This window comes from Beijerinckia sp. L45 (assembly GCF_009765775.1).
In the GTDB taxonomy this organism is placed as follows: domain Bacteria; phylum Pseudomonadota; class Alphaproteobacteria; order Rhizobiales; family Beijerinckiaceae; genus RH-AL1.
The window spans coordinates 1-20,359 of sequence record NZ_LMUU01000211.1 but is presented as its reverse complement, the minus strand read 5'-3'; the positions used below and the strand labels follow the sequence as shown (position 1 = coordinate 20,359).

The window sequence follows — 20,359 nt, the reverse complement described above, 5'->3', positions numbered from 1 at the left end:
CCACCATGATCTCCCGCATCCTCGACGTCTCGATCCGCCAACGCTGGCTCGTTCTGCTGTTCGTCCTCATGATCGCGGCCTTCGGCTGCTGGTCGCTGACGAAGCTGCCGATCGATGCCGTCCCCGACATCACCAACAACCAGGTCCAGATCAACGCGCTCGCGCCCGCACTCTCGCCGTTCGACGTCGAGAAGCAGGTTACCTATCCTGTCGAGACCGCGCTCGCCGGCATAAGCGGTCTGGAATACACGCGGTCGCTGTCGCGCAACGGATTCTCGCAGGTCACGGCGGTCTTCAACGAGAAGGTCGACATCTACTTCGCGCGCCAGCAGGTCGGCGAACGGCTCGCCGAGGCCAAGGCTTCGCTCCCGCAGGGCGTAGAGGCTCGCATGGGGCCGATCGCGACGGGCCTCGGCGAGATCTACATGTGGGCGGTGCGCTACGCGGTGCACGACGGCGCGCGCGTGCATGACGGCGCACCCGGGTGGCAGGCCGACGGCAGCTATCTGACCCCAGAAGGCCAAACGCTGAGGACCGACCTGGAACGCCTGACCTACCTGCGCACCGTTCAGGACTGGATCATCAAGCCTCAGGTCAAGACGGTAACCGGCATCGCAGGCGTCGACGGTATCGGCGGCTACGAGAAGCAGTACCACGTGCAGCCCGATCCCTCGAAGCTGATCGGACTAGATCTTTCCTTCGCTGACGTGTCCGCCGCCCTGGAGGCTAACAACGCCAATAGGGGCGCCGGCTATCTCGAAGCCAACGGGGAAGGCATCGTCGTGCGATCCGCGGGGCGGCTGGAAAGCATGGCGGAGATCGGCGACGTCGTCGTCGCGACGCGGCGCGGCGTACCGATCCAGGTCAAGGACGTCGCGACGATCGCGATCGGCCGCGACCTGCGAACCGGTTCGGCGAGCGAGAACGGCAAGGAGGCCGTCATCGGCACCGCGCTGATGCTGATCGGTGGCAACAGCCGCACTGTCGCGACCACAGTCGACGACAAGATCAAGCTGATCGCCAAGGCTTTGCCGCCAGGCGTCGAGATCCAGACGGTGCTCGATCGCACGCGCCTCGTCGACGCAACGATCCATACCGTCGGCAAGAACCTGATCGAGGGAGCCCTGCTCGTCGTCGCCGTGCTGTTCCTACTATTGGGCAACGTCCGGGCCGCGATGATTGCGGCGATGGTAATCCCGATCGCCATGCTGATGACAATGACCGGGATGGTCCAGGGACGCATCAGCGCCAACCTGATGAGCCTGGGGGCGCTGGACTTCGGCCTCATCGTCGACGGCGCCGTGATCATTGCCGAGAACTCTCTTCGCCACCTCGCCGAGAAGCAGGCGGAGCTTGGGCGCGGACTGAGACTCGACGAGCGGCTGGCAACGGTCCGGCGCTCGGCGGAGGAGATGATCAAGCCTTCACTCTACGGCCAGGCGATCATCGTTCTGGTCTACGTGCCGCTCCTCACCTTCACCGGCGCGGAAGGCAAGATGTTCGAGCCGATGGCGCTGACCGTCATTATCGCCCTGGTCTCGGCCTTCATCCTCTCGCTCACCTTCGTCCCTGCGCTCATCGCGATAGTGATCACCGGCCGCGTCCAGGAGAAGGGCAATCTGCTCGTAAGAGGCCTGAAGGCCGTCTATCGGCCGGCGCTCTCGATCGCGCTGAGTCATCCAGTGGCGATCGGCGCCGCCGCCCTGGCGCTACTCCTTGGGGCCGGCATGCTGTTCACTTCGCTCGGCCAGGAGTTCATCCCGACGCTCGACGAGAAGAACGTCGCGATGAACGTGCTGCGCATCCCGAGCACGTCGTTGACTCAGTCCCAAGCCATGCAGTTGCGCGTCGAAGAAGCCGTCAGCCGCTTCCCGCAGGTCGATTATGTGTTCTCGAAGACCGGGACCGCGGAGGTCGCATCGGACCCGATGCCGCCGAACTCCTCCGACACGTTCGTCATGCTCAAGCCGACCGACCAGTGGCCGGACCCTAAGCTGACCAAGGTTGATCTCCAGCGGCAGATCGAGACGGCCGTTACCGGCCTGCTCGGCAACACCTTCGAGTTCTCCCAGCCGATTCAACTCCGCTTCAACGAGCTTCTCGCCGGCGCGCGAGGCGATCTGGCGATCAAGGTGTTCGGCGACGAGTTCGCGCCGATGCTCGATGGCGCGAACAAGATCGCCACCATCCTGCGCGGCGTCTCCGGCGCCGAGGACGTGAAGGTGGAGCAGACTGCAGGCCTGCCGTTTCTCGAGATCAAGATCGACAAGGCGGCGTCCGCGCGCCTGGGTCTCAGCATCAGCGCGATCCAGGACGTCATCGGCGCGGCCGTCGGCGGTAAAGAGGCCGGCGTCGTCTTCGAAGGCGACCGGCGCGTCCCGATCGTGTTGCGCCTCGATGACCAGGTCAGGGCCGACATGGAGGCGTTGCGGAACATACCCGTTCCGCTTCCACCCAGTGCCAAGGGCGTCAGCGGTCTCTCCGTCCCGCTTCAGCAGGTCGCCAGCTTCACGGTAACGGATGGGCCCAACCAGGTCTCGCGGGAGAACGGCAAGCGCCGCGTCGTGGTCACCGCCAACGTCCGCGGCCGCGACATCGGAACCCTTGTTGCCGAGGCTCGGGAGAAGGTGGACCGCGAACTCAAGCTGCCACCGGGCTACGTGGTGACCTGGGGTGGCCAGTTCGAGAACCTGGCCTCCGCACGCCAGCGCCTCATGATCGTCGTGCCGGCCTGCTTCTTCGCGATCTTCCTGCTGCTGTATTCGGCGCTCGGCTCGCTCCGCGAGGCCATGCTGGTGTTCAGCGCCGTGCCCCTGGCGCTCACCGGCGGCATCGCCGCCCTCTGGCTGCGCGGGATGCCGTTCTCGGTCCCCGCGGCCGTCGGCTTCATCGCGCTCTCGGGCGTCGCCGTCCTTAACGGCCTCGTCATGATGACATTCATCAAGCAGCTCATCGCCGTGGGCCAGCCTGTACGCGAAGCGGTGCTGGATGGCGCGCTGACGCGGCTTCGTCCGGTGGTCATGACGGCGCTGGTCGCATCCCTCGGCTTCGTGCCGATGGCCTTGGCGACGGGCACCGGCGCCGAAGTGCAGAAGCCGCTCGCGACCGTCGTCATCGGCGGCCTGACCAGCGCAACGCTCCTGACCCTGATCCTGCTGCCTGCCCTCTACGCCGCCTTCGCCAAGTCAGAGACGAGTCGTAACCGGGCGCCAGCCGGCGACCGGCTTCCGCAAGCCGCCGAATAGACCCCACCCGCAAAGCCAAAGGACAAAAGAGATGTTGATTTCCGCCCTGATCGTCGCGACGACCCTGCTTCAGCCCATCGCCGAAATGGCGCCCGTCGGCTGCTGCATTCCCGGCCCCCACGAAGCGCTTCGCGTCCGCAGGCAGCCCTTCATGCCGATGACAAGCGCGAAGCCGCGCAACCCCCTGGAAGACGCCTATCCGCATTGCGCCGAGTCCGCGAACGATCCGAACGAGCAGCCGTCATGATCGGCTTTGCACTCATGCCATTCGGAGGTTGGCGCGCGTCACTCGGCGTCGCATGTGCTACAAACGGACGGACTCTAGCCAGGCGATGCCAAATCAGCATCGCGAAGCTTGCGCTTGGGCTGGTCTTCTCGCTTCCCGCCACGGCGACTTTCGCCTGGGAGGATCCAACACATGCCACGCCCCGGGAACATGCGGCGTTCTGCAGCGGTCAGCGCAGGGTCTGCGTCTCGTCGCGGTCGCCGATGGATCATGGGGCTACCACTGCACGATTGCTCATCGGCAATGCATGACGCGATACTGACCCAAGATGGCCCCGGGTTCAGTGCTTCCCGTTCATGCACTTACCGTGGTCGGCGAGGACCTCGATCACCTGGCAGTCCGCGACGACTCCCTTGCCGCATGACGTGATCATGGTTTCGAGTTCTGCCTTGAGTGCCGTCAGGCTGACGAGGCGCTGCTCGACCTCAACGAGTCTGGCTCTCGCGATCAGGTCGGCCGTCGCGCAGGACTGATCCGGATTGTCCTGCAGCGCGAGCAAGGTCTTGATCGCGTCGATCTCGAACCCGAGTTCCCGCGCGTGGCGTATGAACAGCAGTCGCCGCAGATCCCTATCGCTGAAGACGCGTTGGTTGGAATCGCTGCGCGTTGGCGCGGCGAGGAGACCGATCTGCTCGTAGTAGCGGATCGTCGGAACCTTGACGCCGCTCCTGGTCGCCGCGGTGCCGATCGAGAATTCGTCCATTTCGAGCTTGCTCCTCTAGTCGCTAGAGGATGTAGCGTCGCGCATCAGACCGCAAGGGACGAACATGAGCGACGTTGCAATGGAGACCCGCTTCGAAGTCGGCGGCATGGACTGCGGAGGATGCGCCCGCAAGGTCGATACCGCGGTCAGGCGGATCCCGGGCGTGCTTGACGTGTCCGTGTCCGTCACCGGCGCGGGGATGACTGTCAGCCACGACGATACCGTGGATCTCGTCGCGATCGAGAGGAAGGTCGAGCTTCTGGGCTTCACCGCTCGCGCCGCGGCCGTCGCCGGTCCGACATCAACCCACGCCACCCTCGCTTCGGCGCAGGAACAACTAGCGGACCGTCTCGGTCACGGCCACGACCACGATCATGCCCCGATGGAGCGCGGCCCGGCCGCACTTCCTTGGTGGCGAAGCGTCAAGGCCCGTGTGACGGTCGCCGCGGGCGTCGCCTTCGTGGCCGCGTTGATCGCCGCCGGAATCGAGCCGCAGATCGCCGCTTACGCCTTCGATGCCGCGATGCTTGTGGGACTGCTACCGATCGCACGCCGCGCGCTAGCCGCCGCGCGGTCCGGCACGCCGTTCTCCATCGAGATGCTGATGACGATCGCTGCCGTCGGCGCGGCCATCATCGGTGCCGGAGAGGAAGGTGCCGCCATCGTATTTCTCTTCCTGGTCGGCGAACTGCTCGAAGGCGTTGCCGCGGGAAAGGCGCGATCGGGCATCCGCTCCCTAAATGCGCTCATCCCTAAGACCGCGATCCTGGACGAGGACGGCCGCACCCGCGAAGTGCCGGCCGCGCTAGTGGCGATCGGCAGCGTCATCCTCATCCGCCCGGGCGACCGCATCGCCTCCGACGGCGTCATCGTCGATGGCGAAGGGAGCGTCGACGAGGCGTCGGTGACGGGCGAGAGCGAGCCCGTAGCGAAACGGCCGGGCTCGACAGTTTTCGCCGGGACCATCAACGGCGATGGCGTCATACGCGTCCGCGCCACCGCTACCGCGGCCGATAACACGATCGCCCGCGTCGTCAGGCTGGTCGAGAAGGCACAGGAGAGCAAGGCTCCGACCGAACGCTTCATCGACCGCTTCTCGCGGTACTATACGCCGGGCGTCGTGGTGGCTGCCATCCTCGTCGCGGCGGTGCCGCCGCTGTTCCTGGGAGCCGAATGGCCGGTGTGGATCTACAAGGGGCTGGCAATTCTACTCATCGGCTGCCCTTGCGCCCTTGTCATTTCGACGCCTGCGGCGATCGCCTCGTCACTCGCCGCAGGCGCCCGGCAAGGTCTCTTGATCAAGGGCGGCGCGGTCCTTGAGACCCTCGCCGGCATCAGCGCCGTCGCCTTCGACAAGACCGGGACCCTGACCGCGGGCAAGCCGGTCGTCACCGACGTTCTCGGCTTCGACCGTTCGGCGACGGCGGTCATCGCCCTGGCAGCGGCGCTGGAGGCCGAATCGAACCATCCGCTTGCGTCGGCGATCCTCGCCAAGTTCGACGGCGAACGCTCGGGGCTTCCTGCCGTTTTCAACGCCAGCGCCGCCGCAGGCAGAGGAATCGTCGGCACCCTGGACGGTCTCGACGTGTTCTTCGGGTCGCCGGCTGCAATCGGCGACGTCGTCGTGCCAGCCGACCGGTCGGCGCAGATCGCGGTGCTTCAGGACGAAGGCAAGACCGTCTCGGTCCTCGTCGTGGGAAACGTCCTTGCGGGCGCGGTCGCAATGCGTGACCAGCCGCGACCGGATGCGAATGTCGGGCTCCAGGCCCTTCGAGATATAGGCATCAAAATCGTCATGCTGACCGGCGACAACCGCCGCGTCGCTACAGCGGTCGCATCCGACCTCGCGATCGATGCCCGCTCGGAACTGCTTCCGGCAGACAAGCAGCGCCTCGTCGCCGAGCTTCAGTCCGAGGGCTACAAGGTCGCGAAGGTCGGGGACGGCATCAATGACGCTCCCGCTCTCGCCGCCGCCGACGTCGGCATCGCCATGGGCGGCGGCACCGATGTGGCTCTGGAAACAGCCGACGCCGCGACGCTCCACGGCCGGGTCGCAGACGTCGCGGCGATGATCGCGCTGGCGAAACGGACCATGCGCAACATCAGGCAGAATGTCGCGATGGCGCTGGGCCTCAAGGCGATCTTCCTCGTGACAACGATCGTCGGCGTCACCGGGCTGTGGCCGGCGATCCTTGCCGATACCGGGGCAACGGTTCTTGTGACGATGAACGCTCTGCGTCTTCTGGCGCCGCCTCGTCTCCGCGCACCTGCCGTCTAGAACACGCACCGACTAGAGGAATTCTTGAATGTCGAACGCACACGACCACGCTTGGCACGACCATGGCGGACATGATCACGGCGGACACGAGCACCATGCCCATGGTCCCGGCGGCCATTCGCACGCACCGGCTAACTTCGGTCGCGCGTTTCTCATCGGAATTGCCCTCAACGCTGCCTTCGTCGTGGCGGAGGTGGTGTTCGGCCTTGCTGGCCACTCGGTAGCGCTGCTCGCCGACGCAGGCCACAACCTCAGCGACGTTCTCGGCCTCGTCGTAGCCTGGGCCGCAACGGTTCTCGCGAAGCGGGCGCCCACTGCGCGCTTCACCTACGGCCTTGGGGGCTCGTCGATCCTGGCGGCCCTGTTCAACGCCGTGTTCCTGCTCGTCGTGATCGGCGGCCTGACCTGGGAGGCGATAGGCCGGTTCTCACATCCGGAACCGGTGGCGGGCAAGACGGTGATGATCGTGGCCGCCTGCGGGATCGTGATCAACGGGCTCTGCGCCTGGCTGTTCGCCTCGGGTCGAAAGGGCGATCTCAACGTGAGGGGCGCCTTCACGCACATGGCGGCCGACGCGCTGGTCTCCGTCGGTGTCGTCGTTGCCGGCTTCGTCATCCTCATGACGGGCTGGCTCTGGCTCGACCCCGTCGTCAGCATCGTGATCAACGCCGTCATCGTTATAGGCACCTGGAGCCTTCTTCGCGACAGCGTCTCCATGTCGATGAACGCCGTGCCGCCGGGACTCGACCTGAAGAAGATCGACGCGTTCCTGGGATCGCGCCCCGGAATTGTCGCGATCCACGACCTGCACGTCTGGTCCATGAGCACGACCGACGTGGCGCTTACCGTCCACGCAGTGATGCCCGGCGGACACCCGGGCGATCCCTACCTTGGCGATGTGTGCCGGTCCCTCAGGGAGAAGTTCGGCATAGGGCACGCGACGATCCAGATCGAGATCGACGAGACGACGGTCTGCGCTCTCGCGCCCGCCGGAGTCGTTTGACGGACGTAAAGCTTGCGCGCCTCCATATGTCGTGTAGTCTCGACATATGGACAAAGAGATAACCATCCTCGCCCTCGCAGCCTTGGCTCAGGCCACACGCCTAGACGTCTTCAGGCTGCTGGTTCGGCATGAGCCGCAAGGCCTTCCGGCAGGCGACATCGCGCGCGAGCTCGCCGTCCCTCACAACACGATGTCGACGCATCTCGCCATCCTCACCCGCGCCGGCCTCATCGAGGCCGAACGACACAGCCGGTCTATCATCTATCGCGCACAGCTCGATCAGCTTCGAGAGCTGACCCTGTTCCTGGTGAAGGACTGCTGTCAGGGGCGCCCGGAGCTTTGCGCGCCGCTGATCGCCGATCTCACGTCCTGCTGCAGCCCGAAGGAAAACGCCTGATGGACGTCGTCATCTATCACAACCCGGACTGCGGCACGTCGCGCAACACGGTTGCGTTGATACGCAACGCCGGCGTCGAGCCTCACGTCGTTGAATACCTTAGGACGCCGCCGTCGCGCGCGATGCTGACCCAGCTGATCGAACGCATGGGGATCACGCCGCGCGACCTGTTGCGCGAAAAGGGTACACCCTTCAAGGAGCTGCGCCTCGATGATCTTACCCTCGAGGACGACGCGCTGATCGACGCCATGCTGGCGCATCCGATCCTGATCAACCGCCCGATCGTCGTCACGCCCCACGGCGTGCGCCTATGCCGCCCGTCGGAGCAGGTGATCGGCCTCCTGCCGGCGGAGAGGGGCGAACTGTTCAAGGAGGACGGCGAGCGCGTCGTCGACAAGCTCGGCCTGCCGGTCCGCTCGGCCTGAAAAACCCGATCAATCAGAAACAGAAACGACGCCTCGGATGCTCGCCCTCGCCATCTTCCTGTTCACGCTGCTTTTCGTCATCTGGCAGCCGAGGGGCCTCGGCATCGGCTGGAGCGCTCTCGCCGGCGCCGTCGTCGCCCTCGCGACGGGCGTGATCCACCCCGGCGACGTTCCAACCGTCTGGCACATCGTCTGGGACGCGACGTTCACCTTCGTTGCGCTGATCATCATCTCGCTCGTCCTCGACGAGGCCGGCTTCTTCCACTGGGCCGCGCTGCACATCGCGCGGTGGGGCGGTGGCCGCGGACGTCGGTTGTTCCCGCTGGTGGTGTTGCTCGGCGCGGCGATCGCGGCGGTCTTCGCCAACGACGGCGCGGCGCTGCTGCTGACGCCGATCGTGCTGGCGATCCTGCTCCGCCTCGATTTCAAGCCGGCGGCGGCGCTCGCCTTCATCATCGCCTGCGGGTTCGTCGCCGACAGCACCAGCCTGCCGCTGGTGATCTCGAACCTCGTCAACATCGTCAGCGCGAACTACTTCAGCATCGGCTTTGGCCGCTACGCCGCGGTCATGGTGCCGGTCGACCTCGTGTCGCTCGCCGCGACGCTGGCGGTGCTGTGGTGGTATTTCCGGCGCGACGTGCCGCCCGGATACGCCCTGGACAGGCTCGAGGCGCCAGGGGAAGCGATCCTCGATCCGCTGGTGTTCAAGGCCGCGTTCCCGCTGCTTGGCGTACTTCTCGTGGCCTACTTCGTCACCGCACCCTTCGCGGTGCCGGTGTCGATCGTGACGGGTGTCGGCGCGCTGGTGCTTCTGGCCCTCGCTGGGCGATGGCTGCAGCCCGGTCGGGGCGCCGTCATCAATCTTCGCAAGGTGCTGATCGGCGCGCCATGGCAGATCGTGATCTTCAGCCTTGGCATGTACCTCGTCGTCTACGGCTTGAAGAACGCCGGCCTGACCGATCACCTCGCGCGCGGCCTGGCATGGCTCGCGGGGTTCGGCCCTTGGGTCGCAACGCTCGGCACCGGCTTCGCAGCGGCCATCCTGTCATCGGTGATGAACAACATGCCGAGCGTGTTGATCGGTGCGCTCTCGATCCAGCAGGCCCCCGACCTGGCGCCGCTGACCCGCGACCTGATGATCTACGCGAATGTCATCGGCTGCGACCTCGGTCCGAAGTTCACGCCGATCGGCAGCCTGGCGACGCTGCTCTGGCTCCATGTCCTGGCCAGCAAGGGCCAGACGATCACCTGGGGCCAGTACATGAAGGTCGGCCTCGTCATCACGCCGCCCGTCCTGCTCGTCACCCTTCTGGCCCTGACTGGCTGGGTAACGGTGATCGGCGCCCACTAAGAGGAGGACCTTGTTGTCCCGTCTCCGTCACCTTGCCGACCCCGATCACTTGCCGGCGCTCGACCGGCGTCATGCGATCCCAAGCCCAGGGCTTGGACTTGGGCCGCTCGATCATCCGCCGCGCATCCTGCTGCTCTACGGATCGCTGCGGGACGTGTCGTATTCGCGCCTGGCCGTCGAAGAGGCGGCGCGGCTGCTGCGCTTCTTCGGCGCAGAGACGCGGATCTTCGATCCTTCCGACCTGCCGTTCCCCGACCAGGTGAAGGGCGACGACCATCCAGCGGTCCATGAACTGCGCGAGCTGTCCTTATGGTCGGAGGGCCAGGTCTGGTGCAGCCCCGAGCGACACGGTCAGATGTCCGGCCTTTTGAAGGCCCAGATCGATCACCTGCCGCTAGCCATGGGCGGGATGCGGCCGACCCAAGGACGGGCGCTCGCCGTCATGCAGGTCTCCGGCGGCTCGCAGAGCTTCAATGCCGTCAACACGCTTCGCGTCCTCGGACGGTGGATGCGCATGGTCACGATCCCGAACCAGTCGAGCGTCGCCCGTGCTTTCACCGAGTTCGAAAACGGCCGCATGAAGGCGTCCCCCTATTACGATCGGATCGTCGACGTGATGGAGGAGCTGGTGCGCTTCACGGTGCTGCTGCGCCCACACGTCGACCAGATGACCGACCGCTATTCCGAGCGCGTCGAGGTCGCCGCGGCGCTCGACGAGCGCGTCAAGCTCGGCGCGATCTGAACCGAGGGCATCTGAATCGACGCGAAATCAGTACCGGCGCTGGTCGGGTACAGGGACAACAAGCTGACCTGTGACGAAGCCCGCACCGCACTAGGCCGCGTCATCGAACCCGGCTCAATGGAGGAGGAATGCTACTCGACCGCAGACTTCTTCAAATCCTGGCCGGATGCTTATGCTGCCAAGGTCTCCAAGATGAAGCAGGCGGCCGTGCTGGCGGCATGGATCAACTTGGCGATCTGCGCATCAATGCGTCTGAACTGACGCTCCCGCTCATGAGCATCGCCGCCATGGTTGCGTAGCGCGCCTATGCCTTCGATGGTCGTGACCAAGCCAGCCAGGACCTTCCGGACGTCATCGGCGATCTCGGGCGAGAGGTCGCTGCGATCCGGCGACAACCCGAGGGGATCGCGGATAGCGCGGTAGAGGCCGATATGTCCCGCTTGCTCGGCAACGGCAGTCCGAGTTCCGTCAGGACCGAACGACACATGCTCTCGACAAGGGAGCACGCGGCGGTCACCGCATCTTCAGGATCGCTGTCCGCGCTCTCCAGCGCCCTGTCGAGGTCGCGCCGAACGGTATCGAAGTCGAAGCTTTCCGCCCGCGCGGCGAGCGCCCCGATGATCGGCGTCGCGTTGGCCCGCGCCAGAAGCTGGATCCGACTTCCCACGCGCCGGAGTTCGAGATCATCGAAGGCGAGAGCCGCGTTGAGGTGGGCCAACACCCGCCCGATCGAGGATCGTGTCGTCAGGCGTCCTCATCGAACGATGCTCTATGAGGGCAAAGCGGAAGTTTACTCGCGAATAGGCGAGCGTGGGCTCATCGACCAGGGTGCGCAGCTCGACGTTGCCCCCGTGGCCGCTGTACACGTACTCGCATCAGCGCGACCAGATGCCCTGGTCTCCATAGGCCGAGCAGACGTAGCGGCGACCTGTCTTGGTGTCAGTGATGAGGTAGATGCCCTTCATGCTCTGGAGTGCGGCCCTCCAGTCCGGTCGGGATCGGCGGACCAGCGTTTCGAGCTCGTCGAACGAAAGATCGATGTCGTCGAACCCCGGAAAAGCTCTTCCAGAGTATGCCATCGGCATAATCTCAAGGACTTCCAGGTCGTCGTAATGGTTTTCGAAGTCTACCCGGACGGTTCGGCTTCCGTACAAGACTTTGGCTTCAGACGGCGAATGAATGACCAGCCTATATCAGTCAATTCGACCAGGTTGCTGCCGTCTTCCGGGCCCAACACACGGTATCTACCGCCAAACAGCCAAGCGTCAGGCTCATGGTAAAAACGCGCAAGCGTGAAGATCATAGGTCTGTTAAAATCATTTCGGCCTGGATAGTATTCCTGCCATCTTTGCCATTCATCATCGCTTCGTATCAAGACTTCGAGAGGTTGCTCTGTCTTGTTCCACTTCGCGTAATGAATCTTAAAGTCCTCTGGCGCTCAATCGGCCAGATATCTTGAAGGAGAATCAAGATCAAAATCCTAAAACGCGGAAAATATATTGCGCTCTATTTATAAGTATTGCGAGTCCACAAATCGTGTCGTTAGTCCAGAAATAGGTGTCGCGGCACACACGCAAGGCATCATTCGATCCAAGGAACCCTGACTATTTATCCTAAGGAAAGCCATGCAGTCGGCCGAACATAGGTCCAAACATGTCAGCAAGGCCGGACCAAAAAACCGAAAACGCTCAGTAACACACTGGGTAACAACTAAGTAACAAAGCAGCGTAAATCAGCCTTAAGCCCTTGAGATGATTGGTGCGCCCGAAGAGATTCGAACTCCTGACCCCTAGATTCGTAGTCTAGTGCTCTATCCAGCTGAGCTACGGGCGCACACGGTTGGGACGTCGTGCCGCAAGGCCGCGTCCCACCAGATCCAAGGGCCAAGCCCTCGGGAGGGGCTTCAATAGCCATTCGGCCTTGGTCTGGCAAGCGTCCCGAGCAGGAAATCGTCAGCGGGCTGTGGGCAGCCAGGGCATCGTGATGCGGAACGTCGCGCCGCAATCGTCGGATCCGTCGTGGAGCGCGATGGTGCCGCCGTGGGCGCGGATGAGATCGGCGACGATCGCCAGGCCGAGACCGGAGCCGCCCGGGCGCGACGAATTCTGGAAGGCGGAGAAGATCTTGGGGCGGATCATGGTCGGCACGCCCGGGCCGGTGTCGGCAACCTCGATGATCGTCTGCGCGCTGTCCTTCCAGGCCCGCACGCGGACCTCCGGCAGTCGGCCCGGTGTCGCCCCGGCGCGTTCCAGCGCCTCGACGCCGTTGCGCATCAGGTTCATCAGAATGCGGAACATCTGCTCGGCGTCCGCCGTCACCTCGAAGCCGTGGGGGACCTCGTTGCAGATCTCCACGACGTGGTGGGCCAGCGGCGCCACCGTCTCGGCGGCCTCGGCGACGACGGTCCGCAAGGCGAGCACGCGCGGTCGCGGCGGATCGTCGGCGGCCCGTCCATAGGTCAGGGTCGCCTGGCAGAAGCGGATGGCGCGATCCAGCGTCGCCACGAGTTTTGGGGCGAGGCGCTGCGTCAGCGGGTCGGTGGTGTCGGCAAGGCGGTCGGAGAGGATCTGCGCCGAAGACAGCATGTTGCGCATGTCGTGATTGATCTTGGCGACGGCGAGGCCGAGGTTGGCGAGATTCTTCTTATGCGAGATTTCCAGCGCCAGCGCCTCCTGCATCACCGCAAGAGCGCGCTCCGCCTGGCCGATCTCGTGCGACGAGCGCGACGGCATGATGATGCGCGAGCGGTCGCTCGGATCGGCGCCGAAATCGACGATGCTGGTGGTCAGGCGGCGCACCGGGCGCAAAATCATCCGGTGCAACGCCAGGGCGCAGAGCGCGCCGACGATTGCGGAGACGATCAGCGAATAGATGAGAATGCGCCGGGAGAAGGCCTGCATCGCCTCCTTGAGAGGCGCCTCATCCATCGTGATCTCGACGGCATCGCCCCCCATCGGCGCGGCGCCGAGAATGGTCACCACACGGCCGTCGGCCGATGTCAGCGTACGAAACGCCGAATGGAGCATCTGAAGCCAGGTTGGATTGCGGAGATCGAAGGATTCGTCGACTTTGCTCGGCAGGTCGCCGGCGGCAAGAATGCGCCGGGCCCCGTCCTTGTTGAGGACGATTAGGCGGGCGCCGACGCTCGCGAGCACTTCACGGGCCAGCGTGTCCGAGACCATGCCGCGCGGCGCGTTCTCGAAGACCAGCGCGGCCGTGTAGGCCGCGGCGAGATGATTGCGCAGCCAATTGTAGCGCATGTTGGCGATGGCCGGGATGTAGATGGTGACTTCGGCAAGCATGACGAAGGCGGCGATCAGCGCGATCAGACGCCCGGCAAGACCGACCAGCACCGGCCGCCGCCGTTTATGGGTGCTGTTGAGGAGGGCGAGCGCCAAGTCCTCGCCGTCTTGTGTCACCAAATCCCGCATCGAGGCTTCCGCTCTTGACGACGCCGGTGACGTCGTCACGATGACCGCAGTTTCGATGCTATAGCACAGGATTTTGAAGAGGGGGAGGCGAGGCGCCGATCCTCCGGATCAGACCGGGGGGCGCGTGCCGGTGCGGCACGGCACGACCGCATAGCGATCGTAGGCGTACCAGACGGGCTTGTCGTCGACGCTGCCGGCGAGCGTCTCGGCCACGGGCGCATGCCAGATCGTGCCGTCGATCCCGGCCGGTATCGCCTGGCCGGCGAGAAGCGGCGCCACGACCCAGGCTGGGGCATCCTGCCGGACGCAAAGCGCGGCGAGCACCGGCGCGGTCAATGTCGGCACGATTATCGTCGCCGGGGCGCGCCACGCGTGCAGCCGGCCCTGGTCGATGAGCCCCTGCGCGACGAGAAACGAAGTGCGCTCGCGCCAGGTCATGGCCAAAGGGCGCGAGAACACCGTCCCCGCGCCCTGGATGATGCCGTTCCACTCCGGCCGCCCCAGCCAGTACCATTCGTCGTCGTTGGCGAGCCACAGGACTTCGCCCGGCACGGAGGCCGTAAGCGCCACAAGCGTCGGATCGTGGACGTCGGCCTCGATCCGCCTGGTCGCGGCCGAGCGGCGATCCCACGTCGTCGCGACGAGCCCGATGAGCGTCGCGAGCACGAGGCTCGCGGCGAACGGCTCGAAGCGCCACCGCGGCCATCGGTGCCACGCCAGGGCGAGCCCGATGAAGACGAGAGGCAAGAGCCCGAGACGCCAGAGCGGACCGACGATATCGGTCGGGCCGGGCGCGCTTTGGATATAGGATAGCGCGCCCCTCGCTTCCTGCCATTTCAGGCAGACGGCGAGCACCGCGACGATCCCGGAGACTGCCGGAACGACAACGGGCGAGAGTGCGGTGTGGCGCATCCGCGAAGCGAGGACCAGCATGAGAGCCATGATCGCCGCGAGCGGCGTCAGCGGCATGATGTCGAAGGTGATCCAGGCCAGCCCGAGAAAGACCAGGGCGAGCGTGCCGAGCGGCCCGCGTCGCGGCAAATCGAGCGCGCACAGGCCGAATGCCGGCATGGCCAAGACCGCGATCAGCCACAAGGCGCGCCAAGGCTGGGCCTGGACGACCAGAAGCAGGGACAGCACGTCGCCGAGAAGCCAGGAGACGGCCACGCCGCTTAAGGCCACCAGCAGCGCCACCATAAAAATCGCCCGTTGCCGCCCCTGGCAGATCAGGGCGGCGACGGCGACGGTCGCGCATTGCACGGAGAGAGGCGCCACGCTTGTCGCTGGCCAGTGCGTGACGAAAAGATAGGGATTGCGCCCGTCGAGCAGACCCCGCCATGGCGGGTCGATCACGACGCCGAGGCGTGCGAAGAACGGCACGCCGGCAAGGGCGGCGGCGATCGTCGCGATCAGGCCGATCGCGATCGCGGCGAGCCATCGACGGTCGCGCAAGCCGAGCACGAGGAACACCACGGCGATCCCCGGCAACGCCATGATCGGATGCATCAGAGCGGCGGCGGCGAGACAGGCCAAAGACAAAGCCGTGCGACCCCGACACAGCGCGGCGAGGGCGAGCAGCACGCAGGCCTCGCTGAGCGGTCGTGGCACGGCAACGATTTCGCGCGCCTGCAGCAGTGGATAGAAACCATAGGTGACGGGCAGGACGGCGGCGCAGACGACGAGCACGCCGCGGGCACGACCGCGGGCGAATTGGCCGGCGAATGCAACCATCGCGGTGAACCAGGCGGCCATGTCGCAAAATGCCAGCACCAGGGCGGCATCCTTCGGACCGAGCCAGCCTACCGCCCGCGCCGCGACAAGCCGGAAGATGCTGAAACCGGCCTGCCCATCCTGCGCGAACATGATGTCGCGACCGACGCCGCCCGGATCGAGATCGGCCATCGCGCGTCCCATGTAGATGCGCGCATCGCCGTCGATGCCGATGAAGGTCGTTGCCGCGATCCACAGGGCGGGGATGCAGAAGATCGCGATTGCGGCGTGCCGGCCGGCGACGCCCTTCGCTGCGGGTGCGTCCGCAGCGGTTGCGTCGCGCGGCGGAACATCGGCGCCTTCAACGACGGGCGTCATGCCAGGGCCGGTCGCAGCCCTGTAAAGACCAGGCCGCGCCGCGCCAAGAAGTTGAAGATGAAGACGCAGCCTGTCGTCGGAATCTTGGCGATCGCGACATCGAGCGACAGGCCCGAGACGAACACGATCAGCAGCAGTTGCGTGAGAAGCAGGCCGGCGAAGCCCACGGCAAAGAAGCCGGCCGCTTCCCGAAGGCGCGACCGATCCCGCCGGTCCGGGAACACGAAACGCACGCTCAGGGCGTAGGCCACGCCCATCCCCGCAGAAAAACTGATCGCAGCCGCGACGAGGTAATGCAGCCCGCCAGCGACCAGGACGAGAAGCAACCCATAGTCGCACAGCAACGCCGCGACGCTGACGAGGCCGTAGCGCACGAGATCGATGACGAAAGGCCTGGACGCGCCCGCGACGAGCCGCTCCCGAAGGGACGGCAGACGCGGAGCCTGCGTCACGCCGCCGCCCGCTTCGGCACGAGACGCTCGCTTTTCAGCGCTTCATGAGCGCCGGAATCGCCGGCTTCACCGTACTCCGCATCCTCGTTGACCTGCCAGGTGTCGTAGACCGTGGCGCCGGCGATGATGTTCTGCGCGGTCAGCATGCCGGTCATCATGGCATGATCCTGGTTGTTGTACTTATGCATGCCGTTGCGGCCGACGAGATGCAGGCCGGGATAGCGCAGGCCGATCTCGCGACGGATGACATCGACGTTGTCGGAATAGGTTTCGTCGTAAACCGGATAGGCCTTCTTCTGCCGCACGACGCAGGCGTCGTAGACGTCGGCCGTTTTCATCAGGCCGATCTTCGCGATTTCGGCTTTGGCGAGTGCGACGAGTTCGTCGTCCGATGCGGTCCAGAGGCCATCGCCCTCGAAGCAAAAATATTCGAGTCCGAGACATGTCGAGACGCCGTCGGGGATCATGTCCGGCGACCACGACCGGAAGTTTTGCACGCGTCCGACCTTCACGCTGGGATCATGGATGTAGATCCAGTTGTCGGGCAGTTCATCCTGCGGCCGGCCGATCAGAACAACGGTGAGAAAGTCGCGGTATTTCAACGCGCGAGACTGGAACAACGACAAAGGTTTGGGGGTCAGACGACCCATCAGGTCCTGGATCGGCGCCGAGGACACGACGTCGCGCGCGCAGAAGGTTTCGCGCGCTCCGTCGCCGGAGGTGACGGTGATCGTCCAGATCGCCCGCACCTCGTCGAAGGAGAGACCGTCGAGAGTCCGCCCCATCGCCAGCGTCCCGCCCAAGGCCCTGAACTTTTCCGCAGCGGCTTCCCACATCATGCCGGGACCGCGGCGAGGATAACGAAACGACTCGATGAGGCTTTTGGCGCCCGGGCCCTTGGCGCGACCGAGTCCGAGCGATCGCCGCACGCCGTCGAGCACCGCGCCGGCAAGGCTCAATCCCTTGATGCGTTGCGCCGCCCAATCGGCGGAAATCTCGTCGCATCCCATGCCCCAAACCTTTTCGGTGTAGGTCTTGAAGAAGATGCGAAACAGACGTTCCCCGAACTGATTGCGGACCCACTGGTGAAACGTCTTGGGGTTTTTGATCGGAAACAGCTGAGCGATGCCGAACGACGCGACGCAGGCGATGCTTTCCAGCAGGCCGAGATTGCGCAGCGCTTCGAAGGCCTTCAGCGGATACGCGTAGAATTTGCCCTTGTAGAAAATGCGGGACAGTCGCGGCCTATCGATGAAATCGTCGGGCAGGATCTCGTCCCACAGATCGACGACTTCCTTCGATTTCGAGAAAAACCGATGGCCGCCGATGTCGAAGAGAAAGCCTTTGTAATTGACGGTCCGGCTGATGCCCCCGACGTACGTGGGATCCTGCTCGATGACGTAAACGCTGCGGTCGGCTTTAGCCAAACTATAAGCTGTTGTTAAACCGGCAGGTCCCGCGCCAATGACGAAGGCATCGTAGGTTTTCACCGATTCATCTCCAGCAAGTCTCTCACAGACAAGCCAGACAATGGTTAAAGTCGCCCTACCGAAGGAACCCTTTCCCTAAGGCAAAGCTTTATCCGATGGCGGCAAACGCACCAATTCAAGCGCAAGCTTGCTGTGGACTGCCGCGTTCGACAGCCATCATTTCGACCAGCCCGCAGATCATTGTGGTAGGGAATCTAATTGTGATTCGATGAGGAAACGTTTTGGTTGAATCGCAGGGCTCCGACCGCGAACTCGCTGACGTCAAACCGCAGGGTACCAAGCCGGCGGCGGCGAAGGCCAGAGGACCGCGTCCAGGCTCTCCTGGTGGCATGGCCGCGCAGGCTGCAGCCGCCCGACTCGAAGCCGAACGTCATCCGGGCCTGATGGCTCGCACCGCCGCAGCCGCGATCCTTCAGGATATCGTCGTCAAGGGCCATCTCCTCGACGAACGCTTTGCCCCCACAGCCATTCCCAACCGCCTGCAGGGTCTAAGTCCGCGCGACCGCGGCCTGACGCGCTCGATCGTCACCGCAGCCCTACGTCGGCTCGGCACCGTGCGGTCTGCGATTGCGGAAATGCTTGAACAGGGTCTGCCCCGGCAGTCGCTGGAGATCGAGTGGACGCTGATCGTCGCCGCCACGCAGATCCTTTTCCTCGACGTGCCCGACCACGCCGCTGTCGATCTCGCCGTGCGCGCGGTGAGGCTCGAAAAGAAGAGCGCGCCCTTCGCCGCCCTGGTGAATGGTGTCCTGCGCAACATCGCGCGGGGCCGCGACGCCATCCTGGCCAACAGCGACGCGCTCGACAAGGACATCCCGAACTGGCTCGCGACGCGGTGGCGCAAGACCTATGGCGAGGACACCGCGCGCGCCATCGCGGCCGCGATCCGCGAGGAGCCGACCCTCGACATCACGGTCAAGTCCGATCCGCATGGCTGGGCGAACCGACTCGGCGCCCGCGTCCTGCCGACGGGCTCGTTGCGTCTCGAGACGCATCAGGCGATCGACGAGCTCGATGGCTATGGGGACGGCGAATGGTGGGTGCAGGACGCGGCCGCTGCGCTGCCGGCAACTCTGCTGCCGCTAGCCGCCGGGCTCCGGGTCGCCGATTTCTGCGCCGCCCCCGGCGGCAAGGCGGCCCAGATCGCAGCGACCGGCGCGCAACTCACCGCGATCGACCGCTCGGCGGAACGTCTCAAACGGTTGAGCGCCAACCTGGAGCGCCTTGGGCTGACAGCCGAACTGGTCGTCGCGGACGCCACCAGCTTCAAGGCCGCGCCTTATGACGCCGTTCTTCTCGACGCGCCGTGTCTCGGCACGGGCACCCTGCGGCGTCACCCCGATATCGCCTGGATCAAGAAGCCGGGCGATCTCGTCGCCCTTACGGCGCTCCAGGGACGCCTGCTCGACAAGGCCGTCGAAATGACGGTCCCGGGCGGGACGATCGTCTATTGCACCTGTTCGATCGAGCCTGAAGAAGGCGAAATGCAGATCGCCGCCCTGCTCCGACGCAATCCCGACGTGATGCGTTCTCCGATCGAAGCCGCCGAGATCGGCGGTTTGAGCGAGCTCATCAACAGCCAGGGCGAGATCCGCAGCCTCCCCTCGCACCTTCCCGGTCCAGAGCCGCGTTTCGCCGGCATCGACGGGTTCTTCGCAGCCCGCCTCAAGCGACGGGATTGACGGCTTTCAACCTGTTGTAAAAAGACGCGTTCGTCATCAATCCGTTGATGCCGACATGCATGCGGAACATTGCCATTGCCTTGGCGACGCGTTTCCGCCTTGGTTAACAAAGCCTAGAGGGTTTCGGCTCATCTTGCGTGATTAGCCGATTGCCACGGAGGCCGAACCGATTGATCGGGTGGCTGACCCGGCACGCGGCTTCGGAGTGTACGGTTCTGAGCGGCGTTACGTTACAAGATCGCCTGCGCATTCTCGGTCTTCTCGCCCGACGCGCCGGGAGATCGATGCGCCGCACGTTGGCGTTGCCGTTGCGCACCGCTAAGCGTCTCCGCGCCTCCGCGCCGGAACGCCTGCTGATCGCGCCCCAGGACATCCGCACCGGCGACCCGACCATCGCCGCCGATATCGGCGCTGGCTATTTCGCGTTCGGCGGCAAGATCGTCAATGCGCACGTACGCTCCCCCTTCGCCCTCGAACCGGGATCGGAGGCCTGGGCCCGCCAGCTCAACGGCTTCGGCTGGCTGCGCCATCTGCGCGTCGCCGACAGCCAACGCGTCAAAAGCCAGGCCCGGATGCTCGTCGACGAATTCCTCAAGGTTTCCGCCCGCCCGGCGCCCGGCGCCGCGTGGGAGGCCGGCGTTGCGGCGCGCCGCATGCTGGCCTGGCTCTCGCAGTCGCCGATCATTCTCGAAGGCAGCGACCGGATCTTTTACGGGCGCTTCATGGAGGCGCTCGCGACCACCCGCGTCCATCTCGAACGCCAACTGGAGCAAGGGCTCCCCGGCG

16 protein-coding genes, 1 tRNA gene and 1 pseudogene are annotated in these 20,359 nt (G+C 65.0%); 10 read left to right on the top strand and 8 right to left on the bottom strand.

What is annotated here, in order from left to right; translation table 11 throughout:
* The first annotated feature begins 5 nt into the window (after positions 1–5).
* Together GSQ79_RS21950 and GSQ79_RS21945 are read left to right on the top strand one after the other, a co-directional pair.
* On the top strand, positions 6–3,245 hold the full coding sequence (locus GSQ79_RS21950; protein ID WP_158810910.1) for an efflux RND transporter permease subunit: 3,240 nt from the start codon (positions 6–8) through the stop codon (positions 3,243–3,245).
* A gap of 31 nt (positions 3,246–3,276) precedes the next feature.
* Entirely contained in the window at positions 3,277–3,492 is a 216-nt protein-coding gene (locus GSQ79_RS21945) for a hypothetical protein (protein ID WP_158810909.1), read from the top strand.
* A gap of 319 nt (positions 3,493–3,811) precedes the next feature.
* Here the strand turns inward: GSQ79_RS21945 and GSQ79_RS21940 are convergent, their stop codons facing one another.
* Positions 3,812–4,234: a helix-turn-helix domain-containing protein gene (locus GSQ79_RS21940; protein ID WP_158810908.1), complete on the bottom strand. Its 423-nt coding sequence runs from the start codon at positions 4,232–4,234 to the stop codon at positions 3,812–3,814.
* Between the two features lie 64 nt (positions 4,235–4,298).
* On the opposite strand from GSQ79_RS21940, the gene GSQ79_RS21935 reads away from it, so the two are divergent.
* Genes GSQ79_RS21935 through arsH form a run of 6 tightly spaced genes read left to right on the top strand, consistent with a single transcriptional unit; the run spans position 4,299 to position 10,430 of the window.
* A complete protein-coding gene (locus tag GSQ79_RS21935; protein WP_158810907.1) occupies positions 4,299–6,512 on the top strand; it encodes a heavy metal translocating P-type ATPase in 2,214 nt (737 codons plus the stop codon).
* A 28-nt stretch (positions 6,513–6,540) separates the two neighbouring features.
* On the top strand, positions 6,541–7,515 hold the full coding sequence (locus tag GSQ79_RS21930; RefSeq protein WP_158810906.1) for a cation diffusion facilitator family transporter: 975 nt from the start codon (positions 6,541–6,543) through the stop codon (positions 7,513–7,515).
* Between the two features lie 46 nt (positions 7,516–7,561).
* Positions 7,562–7,912: a helix-turn-helix transcriptional regulator gene (locus GSQ79_RS21925; RefSeq protein WP_158810905.1), complete on the top strand. Its 351-nt coding sequence runs from the start codon at positions 7,562–7,564 to the stop codon at positions 7,910–7,912.
* Entirely contained in the window at positions 7,912–8,337 is a 426-nt protein-coding gene (gene arsC, locus GSQ79_RS21920) for an arsenate reductase (glutaredoxin) (protein WP_158810904.1), read from the top strand. The genes GSQ79_RS21925 and arsC overlap by 1 nt, the downstream gene beginning before the upstream one ends.
* 37 nt (positions 8,338–8,374) lie before the next feature.
* Entirely contained in the window at positions 8,375–9,688 is a 1,314-nt protein-coding gene (locus GSQ79_RS21915; protein WP_158810903.1) for an arsenic transporter, read from the top strand.
* Positions 9,689–9,701: 13 nt separating this feature from the next.
* Positions 9,702–10,430: an arsenical resistance protein ArsH gene (gene arsH, locus GSQ79_RS21910; RefSeq protein WP_158810902.1), complete on the top strand. Its 729-nt coding sequence runs from the start codon at positions 9,702–9,704 to the stop codon at positions 10,428–10,430.
* Between the two features lie 170 nt (positions 10,431–10,600).
* Here the strand turns inward: arsH and GSQ79_RS29115 are convergent, their stop codons facing one another.
* The 7 genes from GSQ79_RS29115 to GSQ79_RS21875 form a co-directional block, all read right to left on the bottom strand.
* Complete coding sequence (locus GSQ79_RS29115; RefSeq protein WP_256379046.1) at positions 10,601–10,915, bottom strand: abortive infection family protein; 315 nt, start codon at positions 10,913–10,915, stop codon at positions 10,601–10,603.
* A 390-nt stretch (positions 10,916–11,305) separates the two neighbouring features.
* Entirely contained in the window at positions 11,306–11,509 is a 204-nt protein-coding gene (locus tag GSQ79_RS21900; RefSeq protein WP_158810901.1) for a hypothetical protein, read from the bottom strand.
* Positions 11,510–12,186: 677 nt separating this feature from the next.
* A tRNA-Arg gene (locus tag GSQ79_RS21895) sits at positions 12,187–12,263 on the bottom strand.
* Between the two features lie 119 nt (positions 12,264–12,382).
* On the bottom strand, positions 12,383–13,861 hold the full coding sequence (locus GSQ79_RS21890; RefSeq protein WP_158810900.1) for a HAMP domain-containing sensor histidine kinase: 1,479 nt from the start codon (positions 13,859–13,861) through the stop codon (positions 12,383–12,385).
* Between the two features lie 108 nt (positions 13,862–13,969).
* Positions 13,970–15,949, bottom strand: a complete 1,980-nt coding sequence (locus GSQ79_RS21885; RefSeq protein WP_158810899.1) for a hypothetical protein — start codon at positions 15,947–15,949, stop codon at positions 13,970–13,972.
* Positions 15,946–16,401 carry a GtrA family protein gene (locus GSQ79_RS21880; RefSeq protein ID WP_246725494.1) on the bottom strand — a complete coding sequence of 152 codons (456 nt, stop codon included), beginning with the start codon at positions 16,399–16,401 and terminating at the stop codon, positions 15,946–15,948. The genes GSQ79_RS21885 and GSQ79_RS21880 overlap by 4 nt, the downstream gene beginning before the upstream one ends.
* Positions 16,398–17,891 carry an NAD(P)/FAD-dependent oxidoreductase gene (locus GSQ79_RS21875; protein WP_158810898.1) on the bottom strand — a complete coding sequence of 498 codons (1,494 nt, stop codon included), beginning with the start codon at positions 17,889–17,891 and terminating at the stop codon, positions 16,398–16,400. The genes GSQ79_RS21880 and GSQ79_RS21875 overlap by 4 nt, the downstream gene beginning before the upstream one ends.
* A gap of 329 nt (positions 17,892–18,220) precedes the next feature.
* Between GSQ79_RS21875 and GSQ79_RS21870 the strand changes: the two genes are divergently transcribed.
* Together GSQ79_RS21870 and GSQ79_RS21865 are read left to right on the top strand one after the other, a co-directional pair.
* Entirely contained in the window at positions 18,221–19,573 is a 1,353-nt protein-coding gene (locus GSQ79_RS21870; protein ID WP_158810922.1) for an RsmB/NOP family class I SAM-dependent RNA methyltransferase, read from the top strand.
* A gap of 296 nt (positions 19,574–19,869) precedes the next feature.
* Positions 19,870–20,359 (top strand): annotated as a pseudogene (locus tag GSQ79_RS21865) (heparinase); the annotation flags it as partial.

Excerpts from the sequence above, each read along its gene's own strand:
- GSQ79_RS21945 (WP_158810909.1), top strand. The coding sequence starts at position 3,277 with ATGTTGATTTCCGCCCTGATCGTCGCGACGACCCTGCTTCAGCCCATC.
- GSQ79_RS21950 (WP_158810910.1), top strand. The coding sequence starts at position 6 with ATGATCTCCCGCATCCTCGACGTCTCGATCCGCCAACGCTGGCTCGTT.
- GSQ79_RS21900 (WP_158810901.1), bottom strand. The coding sequence starts at position 11,509 with ATGGCATACTCTGGAAGAGCTTTTCCGGGGTTCGACGACATCGATCTT.
- GSQ79_RS21930 (WP_158810906.1), top strand. The coding sequence starts at position 6,541 with ATGTCGAACGCACACGACCACGCTTGGCACGACCATGGCGGACATGAT.
- GSQ79_RS21925 (WP_158810905.1), top strand. The coding sequence starts at position 7,562 with ATGGACAAAGAGATAACCATCCTCGCCCTCGCAGCCTTGGCTCAGGCC.
- GSQ79_RS21935 (WP_158810907.1), top strand. The coding sequence starts at position 4,299 with ATGAGCGACGTTGCAATGGAGACCCGCTTCGAAGTCGGCGGCATGGAC.
- GSQ79_RS21890 (WP_158810900.1), bottom strand. The coding sequence starts at position 13,861 with ATGCGGGATTTGGTGACACAAGACGGCGAGGACTTGGCGCTCGCCCTC.
- GSQ79_RS21940 (WP_158810908.1), bottom strand. The coding sequence starts at position 4,234 with ATGGACGAATTCTCGATCGGCACCGCGGCGACCAGGAGCGGCGTCAAG.
- GSQ79_RS21870 (WP_158810922.1), top strand. The coding sequence starts at position 18,221 with ATGGCCGCGCAGGCTGCAGCCGCCCGACTCGAAGCCGAACGTCATCCG.
- GSQ79_RS21885 (WP_158810899.1), bottom strand. The coding sequence starts at position 15,949 with ATGACGCCCGTCGTTGAAGGCGCCGATGTTCCGCCGCGCGACGCAACC.
- GSQ79_RS21915 (WP_158810903.1), top strand. The coding sequence starts at position 8,375 with ATGCTCGCCCTCGCCATCTTCCTGTTCACGCTGCTTTTCGTCATCTGG.
- arsC (WP_158810904.1), top strand. The coding sequence starts at position 7,912 with ATGGACGTCGTCATCTATCACAACCCGGACTGCGGCACGTCGCGCAAC.